Here is a 24,546-nt window from a genome sequence, read left to right on the forward strand (position 1 = left end):
CCTGCCATGACTTCGGAATCCGCAGAGAGCACCCCGGCAGACGCAGCCACCGCAGCAACTGCCCCCGCCGCAGCAGCACAGGCTCCTGACGCCGGGGCCGGCTCTGCGCGGAAGGCCGGTGCCGGCAAGGCCAGCACCGCCAAGGCCAGTGCCGGGAAGAGCAGTGCAGACAAGCCCCGCGCCGGGGTTCCCGTGTGGCGCGTTGGAAAGCCGGACGCCTTCCTGGCGGCCGCCGTCGACGCTGCCCGCGAGGCAGTGGCCACCATTGCCGGGCCCGGCGAGATCGGCGCGCACCTTGCCGCCAAGTCCGAAGGCGACCGCGTGGTCACGCACCTCTTCGAGTCGCGGCTCAGCGGCTACCTCGGCTGGCAGTGGTACGCCGTGGTGACCCGCAATTCGCGCTCCAAGATTGTCACAGTCAGCGAACTCGGACTGCTGCCCTCCGAGGACTCCATCCTGGCCCCGGAATGGATTCCGTGGGCGAAGCGTGTCCGCCCGGAAGACGAGACCCCCGTGGTCGAGGAGTCGGTCGAAGGGCCCGCAGGGGAAGCTGTCGAAGAGATTGCCGCGGAAGCAGCGGATGGCGAAGGGCCCGACGCCGGCGCTGCCGCCGTCGAGCCTGACGACGAAGACTTTGACGAGGACTCTGACGACGAAGACTCCGCTGACGAAGACCCTGACGACGAAGAAGACTTCGACGAGGATGACGACGACGCAGCCGCGGCCGAATAGCAGTTGATGGCTGTGCGGGGTGGGTCTCGTCTGGATCATCCGGGCACGGTGGCTGCGGCTCCGCTTCGACCGCCGGGCCGGCGGACTGCGCTTCTTCCGCGTTGAGTCCCTGGAGCACCCCCCGGAGGCGCTAACGACGACGGCGCCGCCCGGGATTCGCACCCGGACGACGCCGACCAGCCCTGACCGCGGAAGCCCGCGCAGAGCGCTACTTGCGCAGTTCGCCCACCACGTAGTCGATGCTGGCCAGCAGCGCCGAGACATCGTCCGGGTCGATGGCCACGAACGTGGCGATGCGCAGCTGGTTGCGGCCCAGCTTGCGGTACGGCTCGGTGTCCACGATGCCGTTGGCGCGCAGCACCTTGGCGATCGCGGCGGCGTCGATGGAGTCGTCGAAGTCGATGGTGGCGATGACGTTGGAGCGGTCCTCGGCCTTGGCCACGAACGGGGTGGCGTACTCGGAGGCCTCGGCCCAGGAGTAGATCCGGCCGGCGGAGTCAGCGGTGCGTCCGGCGGCGAAGTCCAGTCCGCCGTTGCTGTTGAGCCACTGGACCTGGTTTTCGAGGGTCACCAGGGTGGAGAGCGACGGGGTGTTGTAGGTCTGGTTCAGCTTGGAGTTGTCGATGGCGGTCTGGAGGTCCAGGAAGTCCGGGATCCAGCGGCCGCTTGCCTTGACGCGGGCGGCGCGTTCCAGCGCGGCGGGGGAGAAGAGGCCGATCCACAGCCCGCCGTCGGACGCGAAGTTTTTCTGCGGGGCGAAGTAGTAAACATCGGTCTCGGCAACGTCCACGTCCAGGCCGCCTGCCGCGGAGGTGGCGTCCACCAGGACCAGGGAACCGGCGTCGGCGCCTTCAACCCGCTTGACCGGGGCGGCCACACCGGTGGAGGTTTCGTTCTGCGGCCAGGCGTAGGCGTCCACGCCTGCCTCGGCCTGGGCAACCGGGCGGGTGCCGGGCTCGGACTTGATGATGGAGGAGGCGTCCAGGAACGGAGCTTTGTTGGTGGCCGAAGCGAACTTGGAGCCGAACTCGCCGAAGGACAGGTGCTGGGCCTTCTTTTCCACGAGGCCGAAGGTGGCGACGTCCCAGAAAGCGGTGGATCCGCCGACGCCGAGGACCACTTCGTAGCCTTCGGGGGCGCGGAAGAACTGGCTGAGGCCTTCGCGGACGGAGCCCACGAGGTTCTTGACCGGCGCCTGGCGGTGCGAGGTGCCCAGGATGGTTGCCGATGCGGCGGACAGCGCTTCGATCTGCTCGGGGCGGACCTTGGACGGGCCAGCGCCGAAGCGGCCGTCCTTGGGCAGCAGTGCGGCGGGGATGGTGATGCTGTTGTCGCTCACGTGTGGCTCCAATGGTGAAGTATCGGTCGAGATGGGTCGCGGCAGGTGGCATCGGCTGCCTCTTCGACTCCCCAATTCTGCCTGACGTCGCGGGCGCGCAGGAACCCGCGGTGTCATAGTCCGCCACGTGGAACACCCGATGTCCACAGGGTGGTCAGGCACCCCGGCGAAATTATCCAGACTAATTCTAAATAAGCTAGGCTGGGGGTTGGCGTCCAAGGGGCCCGGGCTGAGTACCGAAGCCCACCGCCGGGACGCGGTACGGTGGAAATTACGCAAATACTGCGTTCGAGGAGCTGAGCTGGATGACGGATCTGATCGATACCACTGAGATGTATCTTCGGACCATTTTGGAGCTTGAAGAAGAGAACATCGTGGCACTGCGTGCACGCATTGCCGAACGGCTGCGCCACTCTGGCCCTACCGTCTCCCAGACCATCGGCCGCATGGAACGCGATGGCCTGGTGGTGGTCAGCAACGACCGCCACCTTGAGCTGACCGAAACGGGCCGCAAACGCGCCACCGAGGTCATGCGCAAGCACCGCCTTGCCGAGCGGCTCCTGGCTGATGTGATCGGCCTGGACTGGGCTTACGTCCACGACGAAGCCTGCCGCTGGGAACACGTGATGAGCGAGCGCGTGGAGCGCCGCCTCTACGAACTCCTGGGCCACCCCACCGAATCCCCCTACGGGAACCCGATTCCCGGCCTCGAGGCGCTGGGCGGAAGCGCGGGCAAACTGTTCTCCGAGGGCGTCATCAACCTGATCGACGCCATGGACGGCTACGCGGCGGATTCCCGCGTGGTGGTCAGCCGGCTTGCCGAGCCCATCCAGGTGGAGCCCGAGCTTCTGGTCCAGCTCGACGAGGGCGGCATCCGCCCCGGCGCCAAGATCTCCCTGGAGCGCGTGGGGGAGTACATCTCCGTCCGCGTGCCCGACATCGAGGGCGCGCTGGAGCTGCCGCCCGAGGTCGCGGCCCACGTCTTCGTTACCGTCAGCTAGGCCGGCCGCCAGGCAGCTGGCCATGCGGGCTGACCCGCCGCGGACGCTGTGGCCCCATGGCAGTGATGCATCACCTGCAGGGGTGTCCGATGTGCGCGCCGAGGCCATGTGACCTGCGGTTTTGCCCGAAAGCTGCTATGGACGGTGTGCTGACGCCGCCTGCCGAAAGATAACGAAATTATTACCGCGCACCTTAATCACCTATAGTTGACTACTAGCGCCGATATCAAAGCGTTACCTGATCTGGAGCCGAGCTCTGCCAGCGGATCAGGTGTGTCACCCACTACTGGCAGAGGCGGAGGAACCACAAGCGGCTGTCTAAAGAAGCAGCCTTGGGGTGAAGTCCGCAGCAGAAGTGCCCACCAACGAAGGTCCCTCCGGGGATACCTCTGTGCCGTGTGTCCTTCGTGCGGACCGGGTCTTTGAACTCTCTGACCCGAATCCGACAGCTAACTTCGCAGGCTATCCAGAGAGGAAACACTTTTGAGCACGCAAAACGTCAGGGGTCGCCGCCGCTCGCCGGATCCCGTTGCTGAGGTGCGGACCGCCAGAGTTGTCTCGGCGCAGGACCGCCCCCGCGACCCGCACCGCGAGGTACGCCGCCGCAAGGGCGCACTGCGCCAGGTGGCCGACTTCGCGGCAGCCAGCGGCGTAGGACAGAAGGCCGGCGTTGCTCTCGCTGCCACCGGACTGGCCCTGACCGTGGCGTTGCCCGCCACAGGCCCCGTGATGGCCACCTCCGAATCGGGCCAGGCCGTGTCGGCCATGTCAGCGGGCAGCCAGCCCGCCGTCTCCGCTGCGGCAACGGCGAAGATCGACTTCAGCCGCGCGGCGGTCGCCACCAAGGCAGACCCGGACGGCAAGCTCAAGCAGCTCCTCAGCGCACAGTCCGCAGGTTCCATCCAGCGTGCTTCCTCCCTGGGCACCCTTGGCAGCCCCCTGGACTCGCTGGTCACCGCTTCGCCCTTCGGCTACCGCATCAGCCCGCTGACTGGCGGCGCCGGCGACTTCCACCGCGGCCAGGACTTCGTGGCCCAGTGCGGCACCCAGGTCCATGCGGCCGCGGCGGGCAAGGTCACGTTTGTTGGCTGGCACCCCTATGGCGGCGGCAACCGGGTGGTAGTGGACCACGGCAACGGCCTGGAGACCACCTACAACCACCTGTCCTCCTTCACTGTCCAGATGGGCCAGACGGTCAACCGCGGCGACGTCGTGGCCCTCAGTGGCACCACCGGCGCCTCCACCGGCTGCCACCTCCACTTCGAGGTCCAGGTCAACGGCGAAGTCGTCGATCCCATGGGTTGGCTGTAACGATTTGAGGGTTGCCTCTCGGATGCTGGCAACGGTCCGTGATCTGAATGTGACATTCAGCTCCAACTGTTGTACCGTCTAAAGCACATCGGCTTTTTAGGGAGCCGGTCCACTTGAGTGGATTGCCTAGCTCTGCCACCACTCAAGATCCGTTCGCAAAAATCGTCTGGCAGGGGCGGGGGAACCAATTTTGGCCTTTGAAAGAAGGCCTTGGGGTTAAGTCGCAAAGCTTCCTTGGAAGCGGCGCGGCCGGGTGACTCCCATCCGAATCCGACAGCTCACCTCGCAGGCATTGGGAGAGGCTACCTTCGTGTCTTCACGCAACACCCTTGCGCGCCATCGCGCCGAAACGGTTCGTACGAACCCGTTGAGCAACATTTCCAAGGCTGTTTCCTCTAATGCCGGCACCGTTGGCCGCCAGGCCGCCGTTATCGCAGCGGCTTCCGGCCTCCTGCTGAGCGCGGGAGTGTCCGCCCAGGCAGCGGACCTGGACGTCGCCGCCTCAGAAACCGGCAGCACGCAGCTGGTTGTCACCGCAGCTTCCTCGGCCACCGTTTCCTTCGAGCGCCCCGTTGTGGCCACCAAGGCAGCCCCCAAGGTTGTCGAACGCCCGGCAGCCGCTGCCACTGCCGTGTCGGCCATGTCCTCCACCTCCGCTGAAGGCTCCGCAACGGCCGCAGGCTCCGGCCTGGCAGCCATCGCCTACACCGGCATCGGCCACCCGTACGTCTGGGGCGGCAACACCCCCAACGGCTGGGACTGCTCCGGCTTCACCCAGTGGGTCTACGCCCAGGCCGGCATCAGCATCCCCCGCGTCAACGCCTGGACGGCCATGACCCCCACGGCCACTCCGGCCCCCGGCGACCTCGTCATGCAAAACGGCGGCGCACACGTTGGCATCTACGTCGGCAACGGCATGATGATCAGCGCACTGAACCCCGGCCAGGGCACGCTCCTGCACTCCGTGGCTTCCACCGGCACGTCCTCGTTCTACACCCTCCGCTAAGAATTCTGTCCGGGGTGCGTCAGCATGCCCCCAAGATGCTGACGCACCCGCAAGCCGCATGCTGTTTGCCCGCTGCGGAAGACCAAAGAGAGAAACTTATGACTACTCGTGCGAACACCATTGCGCGGCACCGCGCCGAGGCACCCAAGACCAGCTCGCTGGCCGTCATTGCCAAGGCCATCGGTGACAACGCAGGCGGCGTGGGCCGCCAGGCAGCCGTCATTGCTGCTGCTTCGGGCCTTGTCCTGACGAGCGGCATCGCGGCCAACGCCGCCGAAGCCAACGTCCAGCGCGAATCGACCTCCACCAGCACCCTGGACGTCCAGTCCGTGGTCCAGGCGAGCATCGCCGCCGACTCCAAGGTTGCCATCTCCTACGAGCGCCCCGTGGTCACCGCCGTCGAGGCCCCCGCACCGGTTGAGGTTGCTCCGGAACCCAAGGCAGCACCGGCAGCAGGCACCAGTGCCGCAGCAGGCGCGAATGTCACCGTCCAGCGCACGGCCCAGGCTGCCCCGGCCGCCTCCGCCAGCGGCAAGGGCGCAGCGATTGCCGCCGCAGCCTACGCCCAGCTCGGTGTCACGCAGGACTGCACCATGCTGGTCACCAATTCGCTCGCGGCCGTTGGCATCCACTTCCACGACTGGCCGGCAGGCTACCTGTCCCTCGGCCGCACGGTCAGCGCCGCCGAGGCACAGCCGGGCGACCTGGCCTACTACTCCAACGGCGGCTTCGGCGGCATGGCCCACATCGCCGTCTACGTCGGCAACGGCATGGCAGTGCACGGTGGCTGGAACGGCAGCACCACCGCACTGTTCAGCGTGAACGTGGGCTCCGGCCCCGTCTTCATCCGCGTTAACTAAGCAGCGTCCCCACGGAACACCCCGCAGGCCACCGGCCGGCGGGGTGTTCCGCTTTAACGCGCAAACTCCGGTGCCCCGCACATGGCCGGCTCATGAACTTTGGCTGACACCGGCCCGGAAGCGGTCCGGAAATTCGGTGATCGGGCAATCTGGTGCTTACTCTTGTGGTGTCGATCCACAGCCCGGCCATGCCGAGGGCAGCCGGCCCTCGTGCCCCTGACGGGTGCGGCCGTGAAGAGGTATGTGCATGCGCACACTCGTTCTGAATGCTGGATATGAACCGCTGGCGGTAGTGACCTTCCGCCGGGCGCTGGTCCTTGTGCTGACTGGAAAAGCTAGCGTGGTGGCCGAAGGCGACGAGCCTGTCGTCGGGCCACAGGAGATCCTCGGGCGCCCGTCCGTGATACTCCTCAACCGCTACATCCGGCCACGGTACAACCGGATCACTGCAGTGAGCCGCCGCGGGGTCCTCCGCCGCGACGCCCACCGCTGCGCCTACTGCGGGAAAGCAGCCCACACCATTGACCACGTCCACCCCAAATCCAGGGGCGGCGCGGATTCCTGGGAAAACCTGGTTGCGGCGTGCCTGCGGTGCAACAACGCCAAGAGCAACTACACGCTGGCCGAGATGGGCTGGAAACTGCGGTTCACCCCCTCGGTTCCGTCCGGAACCATGTGGCAGATCAAGGAACTTGAGAAACCTGCGCCGGCATGGGACCCGTTCCTGCTGCCCGAATCCGCGGCCTGAACCGACGCCTGCCGTGCCGCGTCCGGGTAGTCTGGGCGGATGGAGTTCGATGCAGTGATCCTGGCGGGTGGCAGGTCCAGCCGCCTCGGCGGCGTGCCCAAGTCCGGGTTGGAGTACGACGGCGCCACCCTGCTTGAGCGCGCCCTGCTGGCCGCGCGCGGGGCCAGGTCCGCCGTCGTCGTGGGTCCTCCACTGGAGGGCCTCCCGCCCGGCACGCTCACGGCCCGGGAGGAACCGCCGTTCGCTGGTCCGGCAGCCGCGATTGCCGCCGGCCTTGCGGCCCTGGCGGGGCGCCCGGACGGTACCCCAACCGTGCCCTGGATACTCGTCCTGGCCTGCGACATGCCCCACGCCCGGGACGCCGTGGACGTCCTCATCCACGGTCTCGAGGCCAGCCCCGGGACCGAAGGCGCCATGGCAGTCTCGGCGGATGGCCGCAAGCAACCGCTGCTTGGCCTATACAGCACGGCGGCCCTGGAACGGGAAATCGCGGCGGCCCATGGCAGCGGCGGGCTGGTGAACGCCTCCGTGTTCGGGCTGCTTGCTAGGCTGGAGCTGCTGCCCGTGCCTGTTCCTTCGGGGTCCACCGATGACGTGGACACCTGGGAAGATGCTGCAGCACTAGGAATAGACGGCCCACGCCGTACCAGCTGAACCGATTTGTGGAGGCGGACATGAAGAGCCAGGAAGAGACGCTCGAGGAATGGTGCCGCGCCCTGCTGCAGGCATTTGAACTGGAAGACCTCGACGTCGACATCAACGAGGTCCTGTCCCTCGCCGGAGTCGCTGCCCACTCCGTGATCCGCCCGGCCGCCCCCCTGACCACCTTCATCGCCGGCTATGCCGCTGGCCGCGCATCCAGCGCCGGCGAAGCACGGGATGACGCCTCGATGGCTGCGGCCATGGGCCTGGCCCGCAAGCTGGTTAGCGAGTACACGGGCACCGGGGCCGACGCCGAATGACGGATGCCCCCGGACAGGGCACCGAAACCACTGCCCCGGACGCGGGCCACCGCCTGGCGCACACCTGGCACGAGGCCCGCCAGCGCGCCTTCGACTGCGCCACGCCCATCCCCGCGGGCCCCGTTCCGCTTACGGCTGCCCTCGGCCGCATCCTCGCCGCCGACGTCCTCGCCCTGCAGGACCTGCCGCACTATGCCTCCTCGGCCATGGACGGCTGGGCCGTGAACGGCAGCGGGCCGTGGGTCCTTGCCGATCCCGGCCAGCCTCTCGCCCCGCACCAGGCCAGCCAGATCGTCACTGGCGGCCTGATCCCGCCCGGGGCCAAGGCCGTGCTGCGCAGCGAAAGCGGCGTCATCAGCCGGGACGAAGACGGCCTGCCTGTGCTCGCCCTGGGCGGATCGGCCAAGCCGGGGGAACCGCGCAATGGCCAGCACATCCGCAAGGCCGCGGAGGAAGCAACAACCGGGGAGCTGCTGATCAAGGCCGGCACCGTGCTCAACCCGGCGCACCTTGCGCTGGCCGCCCTGGCCGGCCGGGATGACGTCACCGTCCTCGGCAAGCCGCTGGTGAAGTTCCTGATGACCGGCTCCGAAGTGGTGACGTCGGGCATGCCGGCGCCAGGTCAGGTGCGCGATACCTTCGGCCCCCAGCTGGGCGCCGTCGTCGAGCTCCTTGGCGGGATCGCCGGTGAGCAGCTCAAGGTGGGCGACTCCTACGAGGAATGGTTCGAGGCCCTCGAGGACGCCGAGCCGGCCCCGGACGCGCCGCCGGCCGACGTGGTCATCACCACCGGCGGCACCGGCCGCTCCGGAACAGACCACTTCCGCAACGCTGTGGCCCAGTTGGGCGGCCGCCTCCTGATCGACGGCATCGCGATGCGCCCCGGCCACCCGGCCGTGCTGGCGGAACTGCCTGACGGCCGCTTCGTCCTGGGGCTGCCCGGCAACCCGCTGGCGGCCATGATGGCACTCTTCACCGTGGGCGCGCCGCTGCTCGCGGCACTCGGCCATGCCCCACTGGCGGAGATCGGCGAGGTCCCCTGCGGTGCCATGATCGACGCCGATCCCGGCCGCACACGCCTGATGCCGTTCAGGTTCGTGTACGGCCTGGCGTCCCCGGCCCGGCACACCGGACCGGGCATGATGCGCGGCCTCGCGGCCGCGGACGGCGTCATGGTGGTGCCACCCCATGGCGTCCAGCTGGGTGAGCCCGTGCCGGCCTTTGCGCTGCCCTGGGGCGAGCCCTTGCCGGTTCCCGACACCGCGGGGGAGAAGCCCCGCAAGGCTCCGGCCCGGCCACCCCGCAAGGCGCCCTCCGGACCCGTGGACTGGAGCGCCTTGGGCGGCTGAGCCCGGATATGGTCCCGGCTGGCACCGCGGGGCAGGGCTTGCAATGATGGAGCCATGAACAGGCATGCCCCCGAGCAGGACATCAACGAAGATGACCTCCAGATCCACGCGCCCAAACGATCCGCCGCAGGTGTCAAGGCTGTCACCGTAGCCTTGGAACGCGGGCTGGCCCAGGCCGGCGTAGGCCGGACCGTGAAGTCCATGCTGCGCGTTAACCAGCACAATGGCTTCGACTGCCCCGGCTGCGCCTGGCCCGAGTCCATCACCGGCAAACGCAGTCCCGCCGAGTTCTGCGAAAACGGCGCCAAGGCCATTGCCGAGGAAAGCACCACCAGGATCGTCGACGCCGGATTCTGGGCCGGGCATTCCCTGGCCGAACTCGAGGACAAGACCGAGTACTGGCTCGGCAGCCAGGGACGCATCTCCGAGCCCGTGGTCATCCGGCCCGGCGACACCCACTATTCGCCCATCAGCTGGGCCGACGCCTTCGCCCTGATCGGCGAGCACGTCAACGCCACCACCCCGGAGCGCTGCGTCTTCTACACCTCCGGCCGCACGGCCAACGAGACGGCGTTCATGTACCAGCTCTTCGCCCGCAGCCTGGGCACCAACAACCTGCCCGACTGCTCCAACATGTGCCACGAGTCCTCCGGCAGCGCCCTGAACCCGACCATCGGCATCGGCAAGGGCACGGTCTCCCTCGAGGACATCCACGAGGCCCGGCTGGTGCTGGTGGTGGGCCAGAACCCCGGCACCAACCACCCCCGCATGCTCTCCGCGCTGCGTGACTGCAAGAACAACGGCGGCAAGGTGGTGGCCGTGAACCCGCTGCCCGAGGCCGGGCTCCTGAACTTCAAGGACCCGCAGTCCCTCAGCGGCGTGATCGGCGGCGGCACGGACATCGCCGACGATTTCCTCCAGATCAAGGTGGGCGGCGACCTCGCCCTCTTCCAGGCGCTGGGCCACCTGCTGCTGGAAGAGGAGAAGCGCGCGCCCGGAACGGTGGTGGACCACGAGTTCATCGCCGCCCAGACGGACGGCTTCGAGGCATACGCCGAGGCACGGGCCAGCCTGGACTGGGCCGAGACCGAGCGGGCCACCGGGCTCAGCCGCATCGAAATCACCAAGGTTGCCGGCATGCTGGCCGCCTCCAAGGGCACCATCATCTGCTGGGCCCTGGGCCTGACCCAGCAGCCGCACTCGGTGGATACCCTGCGCGAAATCATCAACCTGCTGCTCCTGCAGGGCAACTTCGGCAAGCGCGGCGCCGGCGCCTGCCCCGTCCGCGGGCACTCCAACGTCCAGGGTGACCGCACCATGGGCATCTGGGAGAAGCCGGCCGAGAAGTTCCTCGCCGCCCTGGACCAGGAATTCGGCTTCGCCATGCCGCGCGAACACGGCCATGACTCCGTGGAAACCCAGCACGCCCTGGAAAAGGGCGAGGTGGACGTGTTCGTCTCCATGGGCGGCAACTTCGCGGCCGCGGGCTCGGACACCGTGGCCCTGGAGGCGGGCCTGCGCAAGGCCGGGCTGACCGTGCACATCTCCACCAAGCCCAACCGCGCCCATGTGGTCCACGGCAGGACGTCCCTGATCCTGCCCACGTTGGGCCGCACGGACACCGACGACAAGCACCCCAAGGGCAAGCAGTTCCTCTCGGTGGAGGACTCCATGTCCGTCATCCACTCCACGCAGGGCCGCCTGACGCCCGTTTCGGAGCACCTGCTCAGCGAACCTGTCATTGTGGCACGCATGGCTCAGGCTGTGCTGGGCGATGATCACGCCGTGGACTGGCGTGCCATGGCCGAGGACTACGACGTCATCAGGGACCACATTTCCCGCGTCATTCCGGGCTTCGAGGAGTTCAACACCCGGGTCCGCACCAAGAACGGCTTCGTGCTTCCCAACCCGCCGCGTGATACCCGCACCTTCGCCACGGACATCGGCAGGGCCCGCTTCACGGTGAGCCCGCTCGAATACCTTGAGGCCCCGGAGGGCCACCTGATCCTGCAGACCGTCCGCAGCCACGACCAGTACAACACCACGTTCTACGGCCTCGACGACCGCTACCGGGGGGTGTCCGAGGGGCGCCGGGTGGTCCTGGTCCACGAGGACGACCTCCGCGAGCTCGGGTTCGCAGACCGGGACATGGTGGACGTCATCTCCACCTTCGGCGGCACGGAACGCCGGGCCGACAAGTTCCGCCTGGTGGCCTATCCCACGGCCAAAGGCTGCGCCGCCGCGTACTTCCCGGAAGCGAACGCCCTGGTGCACCGCGAACTCGTGGCCCGCGAGTCCAACACGCCCGGCTACAAGGCCATGACGGTGCGCTTCGTGAAGCACGCCGCCGCAGAGGGCGCGGGCGTCTGAGATGGGCCGCGTGACGCAGCGCCGCAAGGTGCACAAGTTCGTCCTTGATGGTTCCGATCAGGCGCTGGAGTTCCCCGTGCGGTTCAAGGAGGACGTCCTTGCCGTCGAGGAGCCGCTCGAAATCCGGCTGGGCAACTTGTCCTTCTCCGTGACCATGCGGACCCCGGGCGACGATTTCGACCTCGTGGCCGGATTCCTGGTCTCCGAGGGCATTGTCTGGGAGCCCACGCAGCTGATCTCGGAGCGCTTCTGCTCCGGCGAGGATGAGAACGGCGTCCAGACCTTTAACGTGGTGGACGCCCAGCTGCGTCCCGACGTCGTCCGTCCCGAAACGGGACGGAACGTCTACACCTCCAGCTCCTGCGGGATCTGCGGCACGGACTCCATTGACGCCGTGCGCAAGTCCTCGCACCACAGCCCCGCGGACGATCCGCTGCGGCTGCCGGTGGAGGCCCTGGCGGCCCTGCCGGAGCGGCTGCGCGAGGCGCAGGCGGTGTTCGACAAGACCGGGGGAGTACACGCGGCCGGGCTTTTCCGGATCCACGACGACGGCAGCACCGAGCTGCTGTGCCTGCGCGAAGACGTGGGCCGGCACAACGCCGTGGACAAGGTGGTGGGCTGGGCGCTGCGGGCCGGCATGCTTCCCCTGCGCGGCACCGTGCTGCAGGTTTCGGGCCGGGCCTCCTTCGAACTGGTCCAGAAGGCGGCCATGGCCGGGATCCCGGTCCTGGCCGCCGTCAGCGCGCCGTCCAGCCTGGCCGTGGAACTGGCCGAGGACGCCGGCATCACCCTTGCCGGCTTCAGCCGGGGCTACAGCCTGAACGTGTATGCCGGACGGGAACGGATTGCGGCGGGATCCACCGGGCCGTAGGCCCGCAAACCATAGGCCGCAAACCACAGGCACGCCGCGGCCTGTTTCGGATAGTCGACCATCACTTGGCAGGGAGCGGGCAAACGACGTAGATTTTATCCATCGAATGGAATCGTAGTTGCCTTAGGAAATGCAACCCCGCGTGGCTAGGCTTGGAACTGCCGGCACGTAGCATTGCGACTCCGTCAAGCGCCCAGGGAGAACTTCATTGCACGATGACCGCCGGATCACAGAGAAACGCCTCGACCGATTTGTTCGGGAGCGGCTTGTCCCTGCCATCTACGGCCGCTCGGTGCCCCTTTCCCTGAGCAGTTGGGATGTTCCCGGCGAACCCGTGCCGGCCGCCAAGGCGCTGCACCAGCCCTTCGTCGAGCAGGAACACAACGCGGCCTGGGGCAGGCCCTGGAGCACCAAGTGGCTCCGGCTGCGGGGCGAAGTCCCGGAAGGCTGGGGCACCGCGGATGGCACCGCCGTCGAGATTGTGGTGGACCTCGGCTTCAGCGCCGATGCCCCCGGCTTCCAGTGCGAAGGCATCGCCTGGCGCCCGGACGGCAGCATCATCAAGGCCATCTCGCCGCGCAATCACCACGTCCCGCTCAAGCTGCTGGGCAGCGGCATGTCCGTGGACTTCTACGTGGAGGCAGCTGCCAACCCTGACGTTGCCCAGGGCTGGAGCTTCGCCGAGACTCCGCTCGGCGACAAAGCCAGCTCGGGGGACGAGCCCAAATACCGGCTGGGCCGCATCGCCATCGCCGAGCTCAACGAAACCGTTTGGGAGCTGAACCAGGACATCTGGACCCTCAGCGGCCTGATGCACGAGCTCCCCATTGACCAGCCCCGGCGCCACGAAATCCTGCGGGCCCTCGAACGCATGCTGGACACCATGGACCCGGACGACGTGCCCGGCACCGCTGCCGCAGGCCGGGAAGCCTTGGCCGAGGTCCTCAGCCGGCCCGCCTATGCCTCGGCGCACGAACTCCTCGCCACGGGCCACGCCCACATCGACTCGGCCTGGCTCTGGCCGGTCCGCGAAACCATCCGCAAGTGTGCCCGGACGTTCTCCAATGTGGTGGCCCTCATGGACGAGCACCCTGACTTCGTGTTCTCCTGCTCGTCCGCCCAGCAGCTTGCCTGGATCAAGGATTTCTACCCGGAGCTCTTCATCCGCATCCGCGAAAAGGTCAAGAGCGGCCAGTTCATGCCCGTGGGCGGCATGTGGGTGGAATCGGACACCAACATGCCCGGCGGCGAGGCCATGGCCCGCCAGTTCGTGGAGGGCAAGAGCTTCTTCCTGAAGGAGTTCGACGTCGACTGCCAGGAAGCCTGGCTGCCGGATTCCTTCGGCTACTCCGGTGCCTTGCCGCAGATCGTCAAGTCCGCCGGCTCGCGCTGGTTCCTCACGCAGAAGATCTCCTGGAACCAGGTCAACCGGATGCCGCACCACACCTTCAACTGGGAGGGCATCGACGGCACGCGCCTGTTCACGCACTTCCCGCCCGTGGACACCTACAACTCCGAACTGAGCGGCCGCGAGCTTGCCCACGCGGAGCGCAACTACCGCGACCACGGCCGCGGCCGCACCTCGCTGGTGCCGTTCGGATACGGCGACGGCGGCGGCGGACCCACGCGCGAAATGGTGGCCGCCGCGCACCGCACCGCGGACCTGGAGGGATCGCCCAAGGTCCGGATGGGCACGGCCAAGGAATTCTTCACCACGGCCGAGGCCGAGGACCCGAACCTTCCCGTCTGGGTGGGGGAGATGTACCTCGAGCTGCACCGTGGCACCTACACCAGCCAGGCCAACACCAAGCAGGGCAACCGGCGCAGCGAGCACCTGCTGCGGGAGGCGGAGCTGTGGTGCTCGACGGCGGCTGTCCGCTCGGGCGGCGCGTTCGCCTACCCTGCCGCGGAACTCAAGCGCCTGTGGCGCCTGGTGCTGCTGCAGCAGTTCCACGACATCCTGCCCGGCAGTTCCATCGCCTGGGTCCACCAGGACGCCGAACGGAACTATGCCGCCGTGGCCCGGGACCTCGAGGCCATCATCGCGGAGGCCGCCGGGGCGCTGCTCGGCAAGGGCAGCAAGGAATTCCTGCTCAATGCCGCCCCGCACGCCCGCAGCGGCGTCCAGGCCTTCGCGGCCGCTGAAGCGGTGCCGGCCGTCCGGCCTGTGGTCGCCACCGGATCCGCTGGCGGATACATCCTGGACAACGGCATCGTGCGCGCCGTGCTGGACGCCAACGGACTGCTGACCTCCCTCGTGGACCACGCCAGCGGCCGCGAAGCGATCGCTCCCGGGCAGTTCGGCAACCACCTGGAACTGCACCGGGACACCCCCAACGAATGGGACGCCTGGGACATCGACGAGTTCTACCGCCGCAACGTCACCTCGGTGACCGAGGCCCAATCCCTGACGCTCGAGCTGCACGGCGGGGACGCCGTCGTCGTGGTGGAACGGACGGTGGGGGACTCCAAGGTCACGCAGCGGATCTCGCTCGAGGCCGGCGCCCCGTCACTGGGGATTTCCACGGCCGTGGACTGGCAGGAACGCGAAAAGCTGCTCAAGATCGGCTTCCCGCTGGACGTCCGCGCTGACCGTTCGGCCTCGGAAACCCAGTTCGGCCACATCTTCCGTGCCACCCACACCAATACCTCGTGGGAGGCGGCGAAGTTCGAAATCTGTGCGCACCGCTGGATCCACGTGGGCGAGCCCGGCTACGGCGTGGCCGTGTCCAACGCCTCCAGCTACGGACACGACGTGACGCGGGCCATCCGGGCAGACGGCGGCACCACCACCAACATCCGGGTGTCCCTGCTGCGCGCGGCCAAGTTCCCGGATCCGCAGGCCGACCGCGGCGAACACGTCCTGGAACTGAGCATCAGGCCCGGGGCGGAGATCGCGGACGCCGTGGAGGAGGGCTACCGCACCAACCTCAAGCCCCGGCTCGTCAAGGGAGCCAAGGCCGCCGAACCGCTCTTCACCGTGTCCAACCCGGCACTGGTGGTTGAGGCCGTCAAGCTGGCCGAGGACGGCTCCGGGGACGTCATTGTGCGGCTCTACGAATCACTGGGGGAGCGCTCCGCCGGCGTGGTGACGGCGAACTTCGACTCCCGTGCGGTGCACTCCGTGGACCTCCTCGAACGGGCCGTTGACGCTCCCGGCGTGGCGGCCGGCACGGGCTCCGCGGAACTGGTGCTGCGTCCCTTCCAGCTGGTGACCCTGCGCTTCACCCGCTGAGCTGTACCCACCTGGCCGCTGAGCTGTACCTGCCCAACCGCGGGCCAGCAGGGCTTAGACGTCGTGCTGCAGGCGTTTGACGAACAGCTTGGTGCGCTCCTGCCGGGGTGCCCGGAGCACTTCGGCGGCGGGTCCCCGTTCCACCACCACGCCACCGTCCATGAAGATGACCTCGTCGGCCACATGCTGGGCAAAGGCGAGCTCATGGGTCACGATCACCATGGTCCAGCCTTCCTCGGCCAGTTCCTTGATGACTCCCAGGACCTCGCCCACCAGCTCGGGATCCAGGGCCGAGGTGGGCTCATCGAAGAGCAGCAGCTGCGGCTTCAGGGCCAGGGCCCGCACGATCCCGACGCGCTGCTGCTGGCCGCCGGACAGTTCAAAGGGGTAGGCGTCGCGTTTGTCCTTGAGGCCCACCCTGTCCAGCAGGCGCTCGGCTTCCTCGATGGCCTCGGCGCGCGGACGCTTCTGGACCTGGACCGGCCCCTCGATGATGTTCTTCAGCACCGTCATGTGCGGAAACAGGTTGTAGTGCTGGAAGACCATGGCGCTGCGGTCACGGAGCGCGGCAATTTCCTTCTTGCCCACCTTGGCTGAGAAGTCGATCGCCAGCCCGGGGCCCGCAGCGGCGGCTGGCCCCGCGAAGGTGACGGTCCCGGCGTCGGGCACTTCGAGGCCGTTGAGCGAGCGGAGCACCGTGGTCTTGCCCGAGCCGGACGGCCCGATCAGGGCCACCACCTGGCCGCGGCGGATGTCGAGGTCGATGTCGCGGAGCACCACGTTGCTGCCGAAGGCCTTGGCCAGGTTCCGGGCGGACAGCACCGTGGTGACGCGCGGCTCGCGCTGGCCCTGTCCTGGTCCGTGGAGGTCCGGTGTATCAGTGGGCGACATATCGGTCCAATCTCTTCTCCAGCGCGGATTGCCCGGTGGAGAGGACGAGGCAGATGACCCAGTACACCAGGGCCGCCTGCAGGTACAGGATCATGAACTCCTGGCTGAAGGCGGCGATCTGCTGGGCATTGCGGAAGAGCTCGGTCACCAGGATGAGCGACGCCAGCGAGGTGTCCTTGACCAGCGAAATGAAGGTGTTGGACAGCGGCGGCACGGACACCCGGGCTGCCTGGGGCAGGATGATGCGCAGCAGCGTCTGCGGCCGGGACATGCCGATGGTGTGTCCGGCTTCCCATTGCCCCTTGGGCACGGACAGGATGGCCGCGCGGATGATTTCGGCCGCGTAGCCGCCCACGTTCAGGGAGAACGCGATGATGGCGCTGGGCCACGGGTCCAGCTTCACGCCGAGGGTCGGCAGGCCGTAGAAGATCACGAACAGCTGGACGAGCAGGGGCGTGCCGCGGATGACGGAGACGTAGAAACGCGCGACGCCGGTGATCACCGGATTGGGGCTCAGCCGCATGAGTGCCACCACCAGGGCCAGCAGGATCCCGAAGAAGAACGACACCAAGGTCACGGGGATGGTCCCGGTGATGGCGCCGCCGATGATCGGCCCGAAGGAACTCCAGACGAGATCCCAGTTCATTTACTTGGTGACGTCCGCGCCGAAGTATTTCGTGGAGATCGTGGCCAGCGTGCCGTCGGCGCGCAGCTCCGCCAGGGCCTTGTCCACGGCGGCGGCGAGGGCCGTGGAACCCTTGCGGAAGACGAAGGCGCTGTCCGTCTTCTCGGTGGTCTCGGCGGCGATCTTCAGGCCGGAGTCCGGGGTGCTCTTGGCGTAGTCGAGGTAGGTGAGTTTGTCGTTCACCACGGCATCCACGCGTCCCTGGCGTACCAATGTGGCGGCCTGCGCCCAGCCCTCGACGGCCTGTACGTTGGCTCCGGCCTCCACGGCCATCTTGTAGAAGTTGCTGGTCAGCGACTGTGCCGTGGACTTGCCCTTGAGGTCGGCGAAGGAGTTGATGCTGGAGTTGTCCGATTTCGTCACCACCACGCCCGTGGACACTGTGTACGGGGTGGAGAAATCGTACTTGGCCTTGCGCTCTGCGTTGATGGAGATCTGGTTGGCGATCGTGTCGAAACGCTTGGAATCGAGGCCGGCGAAGATGCCGTCGAACTGGGTCTCCTGGAACGTGGCCTTGACGCCCAGCTTGCCCGCCACCGCCTCGGCGATCTCGACGTCGAAGCCCGTCAACTTTCCCGCCCCCTCGGCATGGAAGCTGAAGGGCCGGTACGTGCCTTCCGTGGCGATGACGATTTCGCCCTTGGCCGTCACATCGGACAGCGAGGTGTCGCCGCTCGTCTGCGCCGGCGTCGACGATCCGCCGCAGGCGGACAGCGCCAGGGCGATGGCAGCAAGGGTGGAGGCGAGGGCGGTACGACGCGTGTGCAGGCTGTTCATGCAGCCATCCTACTCACGGCGGCGAGGGGACTCCGGCAGGGCCGTTAAAAAGGCTGAGTGGGGGCGGTCCCCAACAGTCCGCCACCACTCATCCCCCCAAATGTGATCCTGAGGGCGCCACGGTCACCGAAAACCCGTTCATTGATCCCGGTGCCAGGCAGCAACCTCATTCACACATTCATGATTGTGCCATGCTCTAATGCTTTTGTGAAATTCCTGGGTCGCCTTGTGACTTTCTCCGGTAATAGGCCTTGGAGAGCCAGATGCCGCCCAGTCCCAGGACCGTGGCCAGCGCCGCGGAATAATTGATCAACGGCTTTAGCCACGCGTTGTCCAGGGGGATGAGCGGGAAAGCCTGGGTAGACACCAGCAGCAGCAGGCCCAGCAGCAGCAGGGCCGACGCTCCACGCAGCAGCAGGGGCCCGGCGCCCGCCACAGTGCGCCCGATGCCCGGCACCAGGCACACCGCAACGTAGCTCGGGTACAGCCGTCCCAGCGCCGCGTAGGCCTCCAGCGAGGGACCCCAGTCCAGCTCGGTCAGGCCCACCGTGGATCCTCGCGTGTCCGTCGCCAGGAAGAACCCGGCGGTGAGGGCCGCGACGATCACCAGCACGGCCAGGCCGGCCCGTCCGGCGATGGCCCGGACGCCGGCGGGGGAGCCGAAGCCTGTGGCGAGCTTGACGCCCAGAAGCAGGAAGGTGCCGTACAGCAGGAAACGAAGCAGCAGGTTGGTCAGGTTGAAACCGCCAAGCCAGGAATCGATGGCCAGGTACGGGCCCTCGATGCTTAGGAGGATGTCCAGGGTGATCAACGAGAAGAGGTAAAACAGAGCCCTGTTCTCGCCGCGGATGGCACTCGGGATGCGGGCAACGGCAATCAGGAGGCAGACAGTCAGCGTGGCCCAAGGCAGGATGGCTGTCATCCGAGGTTCTCCCAAATACGTTCGGTGCGTTCGTGGTCTTGTTCTTGGCGGCGCAGGGATTTGCCCAGCGCTTGGAGTCTCTCGCCGGCCAGCAGGGCCAGCTCGCCGCGCGTCATCCGGTCGAGGGCCTCCTGCCGGGCTCCGGCGGGCCAGCCGGCCTCGGCTTCCGTGACCAGCCCGCTCGCCACGAGTCCACCGGCAGGGCCGACGCCGGCCGCGCGCGAGGTGGCGACGGCCAGCTCTGGCGGGAGCCGGTTGGCCGTCAGGTGGGCGGAAAAGTTCTGGGGCGCGATCCCGGTGGCTTCGCTCACGCGGTGCCGCAGCTCACCGTCGTCGATGGCCTCCACCCAGTTCCGCACGGAACTGGCATGCGGCGTCGGCGCCAGGGAATGTTCCGGACCGGCGGTCCCGGCCTCGGAGCGGGCCACCAGGGCTCGCAGCAGGTCAAAGGTGTCGATCTGGCTTACGAGCTCCGCGGGGGTGGGCGGCACGGGGTCGCCGGCCAGCCCGGCATAGGCCTCGAAGGCGGCCAGTGCGGCCACGGGGTTGACGTTGAAGGCCCTGCTGATGCTTACCAGGGTTGCCTCCGCCACCTTGCCCCGGACCAGCTGCTGGGCCAGGGTGGTGCGCTTGATCCCCGAGATCCTGCAGACGTCGGCCGTGCTGGCGTCGGGTGCGATCCCGTGCAGCCAGCGTTGGAACGCCTTGGATGGGAGGGGCATATGCAGCATTCTACTGCTTGGTCAAGTCATGAAGATCAGGGCCGGCGGCCGGCTGAAACCGAGACAGTGCTTGATTTTACGATAAGGCCCCTCGTGAATTATGCTTGATCACTGAACCCGCTGGTCCGTACACCCCCCAAGTCCGGACCGGCGGGTTTTTCCATGCCCGCGGCTTTTCCCGCCGCAGGGGCACAGTGAGAGGATTGAAAAATGACTGCAACCTTGGTCGCCAAGGAACTCGCCGGGGGCCACGGCCACCGCACCTTGTTCTCCAAACTCTCCCTGACGGTCGCCCCGGGCGACGTGGTGGGCGTCGTCGGCGCAAACGGCGCGGGAAAGTCCACCCTGCTGCGACTGCTGGCCGGCGTTGACCAGCCCCAGGAGGGCGCCGTCAACCTGGCACCTTCGGACGCCTTCGTCGGCTGGCTGCCCCAGGAACATGAACGTACCGATGGCGAAACGATCGCGGCGTACATTGCCCGGCGCACCGGCTGTGCCCACGCCACCCAGGAAATGGAGACCACCGCCGAGGCCCTGGGCAGCGGCGCCCCGGCAGCGATGACGCGTACTCGCTCGCCTTCGACCGCTGGATGGCCTCCGGCGCGGCCGACCTCGAGGACCGCATCCCCGCCGTCCTGGCCGAGCTGGGGCTGGAACTGGGCACGGACGCCCTGATGACCGGCCTCTCCGGCGGACAAACCGCCCGCGTGGCGCTCGCCGCCCTCCTGCTGAGCCGCTTCGACGTCGTCCTCCTCGACGAACCCACCAACGACCTCGACCTTGACGGTCTGGCCCGGCTGGAATCCTTCGTGCAGGGCCTGCGCGGCGGCGTGGTGCTGGTATCCCACGACCGCGAATTCCTTGCCCGCTGCGTCACCAGGATCGTGGAACTGGACCTCGCCCAGAACTCCGTGGCCGTGTACGACGGCGGCTATGAGTCCTTCCTCGAGGAACGCGCCGTGGCCAAGCGGCACGCCCGCGAACGGTACGAGGAGTTCGCCTCCACCAAGGCCGATCTCGTCTCCCGGGCCCGTACGCAGCGCGAATGGAGCTCGCAGGGCGTCCGGAACGCCATGAAGAAGAACCCGGACAACGACAAGATCCGCCGCGCCGCCAGCACCGAGTCCTCGGAAAAGCAGGCCCAGAAGGTGCGGCAGATGGAATCGCGCATCGCCCGGCTGGACGAGGTCGAAGAGCCGCGGAAGGAGTGGCAGCTGCAGTTCAGCATCGGCCAGGCTCCCCGCTCCAGCGCCGTCGTCGCGACCCTGCGCGGTGCGGTCGCGCGCCAAGGCGACTTCACCCTCGGGCCGGTGAGCCTGCAGCTGAACGGCGGCGAGCGCATCGGCATCACCGGCCCCAACGGCGCCGGGAAATCGACCCTCCTGCGGCTGCTGCTCGGAACGCAACAGCCCGACGACGGCGACGCCTCCATGGGTGCCTCGGTGGCCATCGGCGAGATCGACCAGGCCCGCGGATTGCTCGACGGCGGCCGGCCGCTGGGTGACGCCGTGGAGACCGTGCTGGCCGACTGGAACAGCGCGGACGTCCGCACGCTCCTGGCCAAGTTCGGGCTCAAGGCGGACCACACCTCGCGGACCGTGGACTCGCTGTCCCCGGGCGAGCGCACCCGCGCCGCCCTGGCCCTGCTGCAGGCGCGCGGCGTGAACCTGCTGGTCCTGGACGAACCCACCAACCACCTTGACCTGCCCGCCATAGAACAGCTCGAGGAAGCCCTCGAAAGCTACGAAGGTGCGCTGTTGCTGGTCACGCACGACCGCCGGCTGCTTGAAAACGTCCGCCTCGATGTGCGCTGGCACGTGGAGGACGGCACCGTGAAGGAACTCCACCACACCCCCCGTCAGGAGCGCTAAGAACCGTGAGCATGGACCGCGTGGCCTGGAGCTCGCTGTACAACATCACCCGGGCCAAGTCCGGCTCGCAGCCCTTCTCGAAGGAAACGCTCAAACGGGTGCTGGGCTTCGCCGTCCCGCACCGTGGCAAGCTCATCGCCTTCGTGCTGCTGTCCATCGCCGGCGCCGTGCTGGCCGTGGCCACCCCGGTCCTGGCCGGGCAGGTGGTGGACTCCATCATCGCCCGGGCCGGCACCGGCACCGTGATCTGGCTAGCGGCGCTCATCGCCATCGTGGCCGTGGCCGAAGCCGGGGTGGGCCTGGTGACCCGCTGGCTGTCCTCCACCATCGGCGAAGGCGTCATCGTGGACCTGCGCACACGGGTGTTCGACCATGTCCAGCGCATGCCGATCGCGTTCTTCACCAGGACCCGCACCGGCGCCCTGGTCAGCCGCCTGAATAACGATGTCATCGGGGCCCAGTCGGCCTTCGCCGGCACCCTCTCCGGAGTGGTCAGCAACGTCGTGGCCCTGGCTCTGACGCTCATCGTCATGCTGAACACCTCCTGGCTGGTGACGGTCCTGGCCATGGTCCTGCTGCCGATCTTCCTGATCCCGGCCCGGCGCATGGGCTCCAAGCTTGCCGATCTGCGCCGCGAGGCAGCCTCCCACAATGCCGCCATGGGAACCCAGATGACCGAGCGCTTCTCTGCCCCGGGCGCCACCCTGGTGAAGCTCTTCGGCCGGCCGGATGAGGAATCACACGAATTCGCGCTGCGCGCCGGCCGGGTGCGGGACATCGGCATCCGCACCGCCATGCTCCAGTTCACGTTCGTCACCGCGCTCACGCTGGTGTCCGCCCTTGCCTTGGCACTGGTCTACGGCCTGGGTGGGTGGCTCGCCATCGAAGGGCAGCTGGCCGCCGGCGACGTCGTGGTGCTCGCGCTCCTCCTCACCCGCCTCTATGCGCCACTCACGGCGTTGTCCAATGCCCGCGTCGAAATCATGAGTGCACTGGTCAGCTTTGAACGGGTGTTCGAAATCCTGGACCTAAAGCCGCTCATCCAGGAAAAGCCCGGTGCCGTGGCTGTTCCGGCCGGGCCCGTGGCGGTGGAATTCGACGACGTCCGCTTCGCCTACCCCTCCGCGGACAAAGTTTCGCTGGCCTCGCTCGAGGATGTGTCCACGCTGGATACCCGCGGTGGCGAAGAGGTGCTCCACGGCATCAGCTTCCGCGTGGAGCCGGGCCAGACGGTTGCCCTGGTGGGTTCCTCGGGTGCGGGAAAGTCCACCGTCGCCCAGCTGCTGTCCCGCCTGTACGACGTCGACTCCGGCGCCGTGCGCCTGGGCGGCCACGGCCCCAGGACCGGCCTGGACGTCCGTGACGCCACCTTCGATTCGCTGAGGGGAACCCTCGGCATGGTCACCCAGGACGGCCACCTCTTCCACGAGAGCATCGCCTCGAACCTGCGCCTGGCCCGGCCGGAGGCAACGGAGGAGGACATGTGGGATGTGCTCCGGCGCGCCCGCCTCGAAGCCATGATCCGCTCCTTGCCCGACGGACTGGACACCGTGGTGGGCGAGCGCGGCTACCGGCTCTCCGGGGGTGAACGCCAGCGGCTCACCATCGCCCGCCTGCTGATTGCCCAGCCTCGCGTGGTCATCCTCGACGAGGCCACGGCCGCGCTCGACTCCACCAACGAGGCCGCCGTCCAGGCGGCCCTGGGCGAGGCGCTCGAGGGGCGCACCGCCGTCGTGATCGCACACCGGCTCTCCACCATCCGGGCTGCCGACGTGATCCTGGTGGTCGAAGACGGTTCGATCGTGGAACGGGGCACGCACACGGAGCTGCTGGCCGCCGAGGGGCGCTACGCCGAGCTGTACCGGACCCAATTCGCAGAGGCCACGGCCGTGGCCGAGGAAGCCGTCCCGGAGCTGTAGCCGGCTGGGTTCAGCCCGGCCCGCTTCGGTGCGGGCTCAGCGTCCGTGCACCATCTGGCGGATCTCGGCCGCAAGCTCCACGCGGTTCCTCCCGGCCGCCTTGGCCGTGTACAGTGCGACGTCGGCCTCGTTCAGGATCCGGTCATTGCTGACCCGGTGCTCCGCCGTGTAGGAGGAAATGCCTGCGCTCAGGGTCAGGACACCGGAAGGGTTGCCGGCGTGGGCGATGCCCAGGCCCTGTACGGCCGCCAGGGCACGCTCCAGCATGGCCTCTGCCCCGGACGCGGATTGGCCGGGGAGCACCAGGAGGAATTCTTCGCCGCCGAAGCGGTAGACACCGTCGCTTTGCCGGCCCTGCCGTGCGAGCGAGGTGGCCACTGCCTGCAGCGCGGCATCGCCGGCCTGGTGGCCGTAGATGTCGTTGTAGCTCTTGAAATTGTCCACATCGCAGATGGCCAGGCTGTAGTCGTGCCCGTACCGCGCACTGCTGCTGTGCAGCCGTTCGAGGTCCTCCGTGAGTTTCAGCCGGTTGTACAGCTTGGTCAACGGATCGGTCCGCGCCTGTTCCGAGAGCGCGGCGCGGTAATGGGCAAGGTCCGCATGCAAGGTCGTCACCCGGAGCGCAACCAGGAGGCGCGTGTGCAGGGTGAACGGGTCCAGCGGCTTGGTCACGTAATCATCCGCGCCGGCCTGCATGCCTGCCACCACGTCCTCCCGCGATCCCTTCGACGTCACCAGGACCAGATAAGTGTAGGAATCCTGTTCGGCGGAGCGGATGGCGCGGCACAGGTCCAGTCCGTCAAGTCCGGGCATCACCAGGTCCGTCACCACAACGTGTGGGCGATGGCTCTGGTACAGCTCCCAGGCGGCGTTCCCGTCTGCGGCCACGATGCATTCGTGTCCGGACTGCTCCACGGCAGCCTTTGCCACCATACGCGAACCGGCATCGTCATCGGCTACGAGTACCTTCACAGC

The 24,546-nt window shown here is 67.8% G+C and carries 20 protein-coding genes, 1 pseudogene and 2 riboswitches; of the genes and pseudogenes, 14 read left to right on the forward strand and 7 right to left on the reverse strand.

Translation table 11 applies throughout. The features are described 5' to 3' along the window. The first annotated feature begins 6 nt into the window (after nt 1–6). A complete protein-coding gene (locus tag NVV90_RS04330) occupies nt 7–732 on the forward strand; it encodes a DUF3027 domain-containing protein (RefSeq protein ID WP_258439965.1) in 726 nt (241 codons plus the stop codon). A gap of 208 nt (nt 733–940) precedes the next feature. On the opposite strand, the gene serC is transcribed toward NVV90_RS04330, so the two are convergent. Further along, nucleotides 941–2,071, reverse strand: coding sequence for a phosphoserine transaminase (serC, locus tag NVV90_RS04335; RefSeq protein WP_258439966.1), 1,131 nt, complete (start codon nt 2,069–2,071; stop codon nt 941–943). A gap of 305 nt (nt 2,072–2,376) precedes the next feature. Between serC and NVV90_RS04340 the strand changes: the two genes are divergently transcribed. The 11 genes from NVV90_RS04340 (at nt 2,377) to NVV90_RS04390 (ending at nt 15,784) form a co-directional block, all read left to right on the forward strand. Then, nucleotides 2,377–3,072, forward strand: a complete 696-nt coding sequence (locus tag NVV90_RS04340) for a metal-dependent transcriptional regulator (RefSeq protein ID WP_258439967.1) — start codon at nt 2,377–2,379, stop codon at nt 3,070–3,072. 237 nt (nt 3,073–3,309) lie between these two features. Continuing rightward, nucleotides 3,310–3,551, forward strand: a riboswitch (cyclic di-AMP (ydaO/yuaA leader). A gap of 4 nt (nt 3,552–3,555) precedes the next feature. Continuing rightward, nucleotides 3,556–4,383 (forward strand): M23 family metallopeptidase, encoded by an 828-nt coding sequence (locus tag NVV90_RS04345; protein ID WP_258439968.1) that lies wholly within the window; start codon nt 3,556–3,558, stop codon nt 4,381–4,383. Nucleotides 4,384–4,520: 137 nt separating this feature from the next. Next, nucleotides 4,521–4,689: riboswitch (cyclic di-AMP (ydaO/yuaA leader) on the forward strand. Nucleotides 4,690–4,759: 70 nt separating this feature from the next. Beyond that, entirely contained in the window at nt 4,760–5,389 is a 630-nt protein-coding gene (locus tag NVV90_RS04350; RefSeq protein WP_258441068.1) for a C40 family peptidase, read from the forward strand. A 98-nt stretch (nt 5,390–5,487) separates the two neighbouring features. Then, on the forward strand, nt 5,488–6,249 hold the full coding sequence (locus tag NVV90_RS04355; RefSeq protein WP_258439969.1) for a C40 family peptidase: 762 nt from the start codon (nt 5,488–5,490) through the stop codon (nt 6,247–6,249). A gap of 247 nt (nt 6,250–6,496) precedes the next feature. Beyond that, entirely contained in the window at nt 6,497–6,997 is a 501-nt protein-coding gene (locus NVV90_RS04360) for an HNH endonuclease (protein ID WP_258439970.1), read from the forward strand. A gap of 39 nt (nt 6,998–7,036) precedes the next feature. Further along, a complete protein-coding gene (locus tag NVV90_RS04365; protein WP_258439971.1) occupies nt 7,037–7,651 on the forward strand; it encodes a molybdenum cofactor guanylyltransferase in 615 nt (204 codons plus the stop codon). Between the two features lie 20 nt (nt 7,652–7,671). Then, complete coding sequence (locus tag NVV90_RS04370; RefSeq protein WP_258439972.1) at nt 7,672–7,959, forward strand: DUF6457 domain-containing protein; 288 nt, start codon at nt 7,672–7,674, stop codon at nt 7,957–7,959. Next, nucleotides 7,956–9,308 carry a molybdopterin molybdotransferase MoeA gene (locus NVV90_RS04375; protein ID WP_258439973.1) on the forward strand — a complete coding sequence of 451 codons (1,353 nt, stop codon included), beginning with the start codon at nt 7,956–7,958 and terminating at the stop codon, nt 9,306–9,308. The genes NVV90_RS04370 and NVV90_RS04375 overlap by 4 nt, the downstream gene beginning before the upstream one ends. Before the next feature lie 54 nt (nt 9,309–9,362). Beyond that, on the forward strand, nt 9,363–11,678 hold the full coding sequence (locus tag NVV90_RS04380) for an FdhF/YdeP family oxidoreductase (RefSeq protein WP_258439974.1): 2,316 nt from the start codon (nt 9,363–9,365) through the stop codon (nt 11,676–11,678). A gap of 1 nt (nt 11,679) precedes the next feature. Then, nucleotides 11,680–12,549 carry a formate dehydrogenase accessory sulfurtransferase FdhD gene (gene fdhD, locus NVV90_RS04385; protein ID WP_258439975.1) on the forward strand — a complete coding sequence of 290 codons (870 nt, stop codon included), beginning with the start codon at nt 11,680–11,682 and terminating at the stop codon, nt 12,547–12,549. Between the two features lie 208 nt (nt 12,550–12,757). Next, nucleotides 12,758–15,784 (forward strand): glycoside hydrolase family 38 C-terminal domain-containing protein, encoded by a 3,027-nt coding sequence (locus tag NVV90_RS04390; RefSeq protein ID WP_258439976.1) that lies wholly within the window; start codon nt 12,758–12,760, stop codon nt 15,782–15,784. A gap of 54 nt (nt 15,785–15,838) precedes the next feature. Here the strand turns inward: NVV90_RS04390 and NVV90_RS04395 are convergent, their stop codons facing one another. The 5 genes from NVV90_RS04395 to NVV90_RS04415 all read right to left on the reverse strand — a co-directional run bounded on the left by NVV90_RS04395 (nt 15,839) and on the right by NVV90_RS04415 (nt 19,781). Continuing rightward, on the reverse strand, nt 15,839–16,675 hold the full coding sequence (locus NVV90_RS04395) for an amino acid ABC transporter ATP-binding protein (RefSeq protein ID WP_309304094.1): 837 nt from the start codon (nt 16,673–16,675) through the stop codon (nt 15,839–15,841). After that, nucleotides 16,662–17,321: an amino acid ABC transporter permease gene (locus NVV90_RS04400; RefSeq protein ID WP_258439977.1), complete on the reverse strand. Its 660-nt coding sequence runs from the start codon at nt 17,319–17,321 to the stop codon at nt 16,662–16,664. The genes NVV90_RS04395 and NVV90_RS04400 overlap by 14 nt, the downstream gene beginning before the upstream one ends. Next, nucleotides 17,322–18,137, reverse strand: a complete 816-nt coding sequence (locus NVV90_RS04405; RefSeq protein WP_258439978.1) for an amino acid ABC transporter substrate-binding protein — start codon at nt 18,135–18,137, stop codon at nt 17,322–17,324. A 196-nt stretch (nt 18,138–18,333) separates the two neighbouring features. Beyond that, on the reverse strand, nt 18,334–19,059 hold the full coding sequence (locus tag NVV90_RS04410; protein WP_258439979.1) for a hypothetical protein: 726 nt from the start codon (nt 19,057–19,059) through the stop codon (nt 18,334–18,336). Beyond that, nucleotides 19,056–19,781, reverse strand: coding sequence for a hypothetical protein (locus NVV90_RS04415; RefSeq protein WP_258439980.1), 726 nt, complete (start codon nt 19,779–19,781; stop codon nt 19,056–19,058). Before NVV90_RS04415 ends, NVV90_RS04410 begins: the two co-directional genes overlap by 4 nt. A gap of 210 nt (nt 19,782–19,991) precedes the next feature. Here NVV90_RS04415 and NVV90_RS20955 point away from each other — a divergent pair. Continuing rightward, nucleotides 19,992–21,652 (forward strand): annotated as a pseudogene (locus NVV90_RS20955) (ABC-F family ATP-binding cassette domain-containing protein). 5 nt (nt 21,653–21,657) lie between these two features. Next, nucleotides 21,658–23,571: an ABC transporter ATP-binding protein gene (locus tag NVV90_RS04430; protein WP_258439982.1), complete on the forward strand. Its 1,914-nt coding sequence runs from the start codon at nt 21,658–21,660 to the stop codon at nt 23,569–23,571. Between the two features lie 36 nt (nt 23,572–23,607). On the opposite strand, the gene NVV90_RS04435 is transcribed toward NVV90_RS04430, so the two are convergent. Continuing rightward, on the reverse strand, nt 23,608–24,543 hold the full coding sequence (locus NVV90_RS04435) for a diguanylate cyclase (protein WP_258439983.1): 936 nt from the start codon (nt 24,541–24,543) through the stop codon (nt 23,608–23,610). Between the last annotated feature and the right edge of the window lie 3 nt (nt 24,544–24,546).

The organism is Arthrobacter sp. CJ23, from assembly GCF_024741795.1.
Classification (GTDB): Bacteria; Actinomycetota; Actinomycetes; order Actinomycetales; family Micrococcaceae; genus Arthrobacter.

Excerpts from the sequence above, each read along its gene's own strand:
- NVV90_RS04330 (WP_258439965.1), top strand. The coding sequence starts at position 7 with ATGACTTCGGAATCCGCAGAGAGCACCCCGGCAGACGCAGCCACCGCA.
- NVV90_RS04340 (WP_258439967.1), top strand. The coding sequence starts at position 2,377 with ATGACGGATCTGATCGATACCACTGAGATGTATCTTCGGACCATTTTG.
- NVV90_RS04355 (WP_258439969.1), top strand. The coding sequence starts at position 5,488 with ATGACTACTCGTGCGAACACCATTGCGCGGCACCGCGCCGAGGCACCC.
- NVV90_RS04360 (WP_258439970.1), top strand. The coding sequence starts at position 6,497 with ATGCGCACACTCGTTCTGAATGCTGGATATGAACCGCTGGCGGTAGTG.
- NVV90_RS04365 (WP_258439971.1), top strand. The coding sequence starts at position 7,037 with ATGGAGTTCGATGCAGTGATCCTGGCGGGTGGCAGGTCCAGCCGCCTC.
- NVV90_RS04370 (WP_258439972.1), top strand. The coding sequence starts at position 7,672 with ATGAAGAGCCAGGAAGAGACGCTCGAGGAATGGTGCCGCGCCCTGCTG.
- NVV90_RS04375 (WP_258439973.1), top strand. The coding sequence starts at position 7,956 with ATGACGGATGCCCCCGGACAGGGCACCGAAACCACTGCCCCGGACGCG.
- NVV90_RS04380 (WP_258439974.1), top strand. The coding sequence starts at position 9,363 with ATGAACAGGCATGCCCCCGAGCAGGACATCAACGAAGATGACCTCCAG.
- fdhD (WP_258439975.1), top strand. The coding sequence starts at position 11,680 with ATGGGCCGCGTGACGCAGCGCCGCAAGGTGCACAAGTTCGTCCTTGAT.
- NVV90_RS04395 (WP_309304094.1), bottom strand. The coding sequence starts at position 16,675 with ATGTCGCCCACTGATACACCGGACCTCCACGGACCAGGACAGGGCCAG.
- NVV90_RS04400 (WP_258439977.1), bottom strand. The coding sequence starts at position 17,321 with ATGAACTGGGATCTCGTCTGGAGTTCCTTCGGGCCGATCATCGGCGGC.
- NVV90_RS04405 (WP_258439978.1), bottom strand. The coding sequence starts at position 18,137 with ATGAACAGCCTGCACACGCGTCGTACCGCCCTCGCCTCCACCCTTGCT.
- NVV90_RS04410 (WP_258439979.1), bottom strand. The coding sequence starts at position 19,059 with ATGACAGCCATCCTGCCTTGGGCCACGCTGACTGTCTGCCTCCTGATT.
- NVV90_RS04415 (WP_258439980.1), bottom strand. The coding sequence starts at position 19,781 with ATGCCCCTCCCATCCAAGGCGTTCCAACGCTGGCTGCACGGGATCGCA.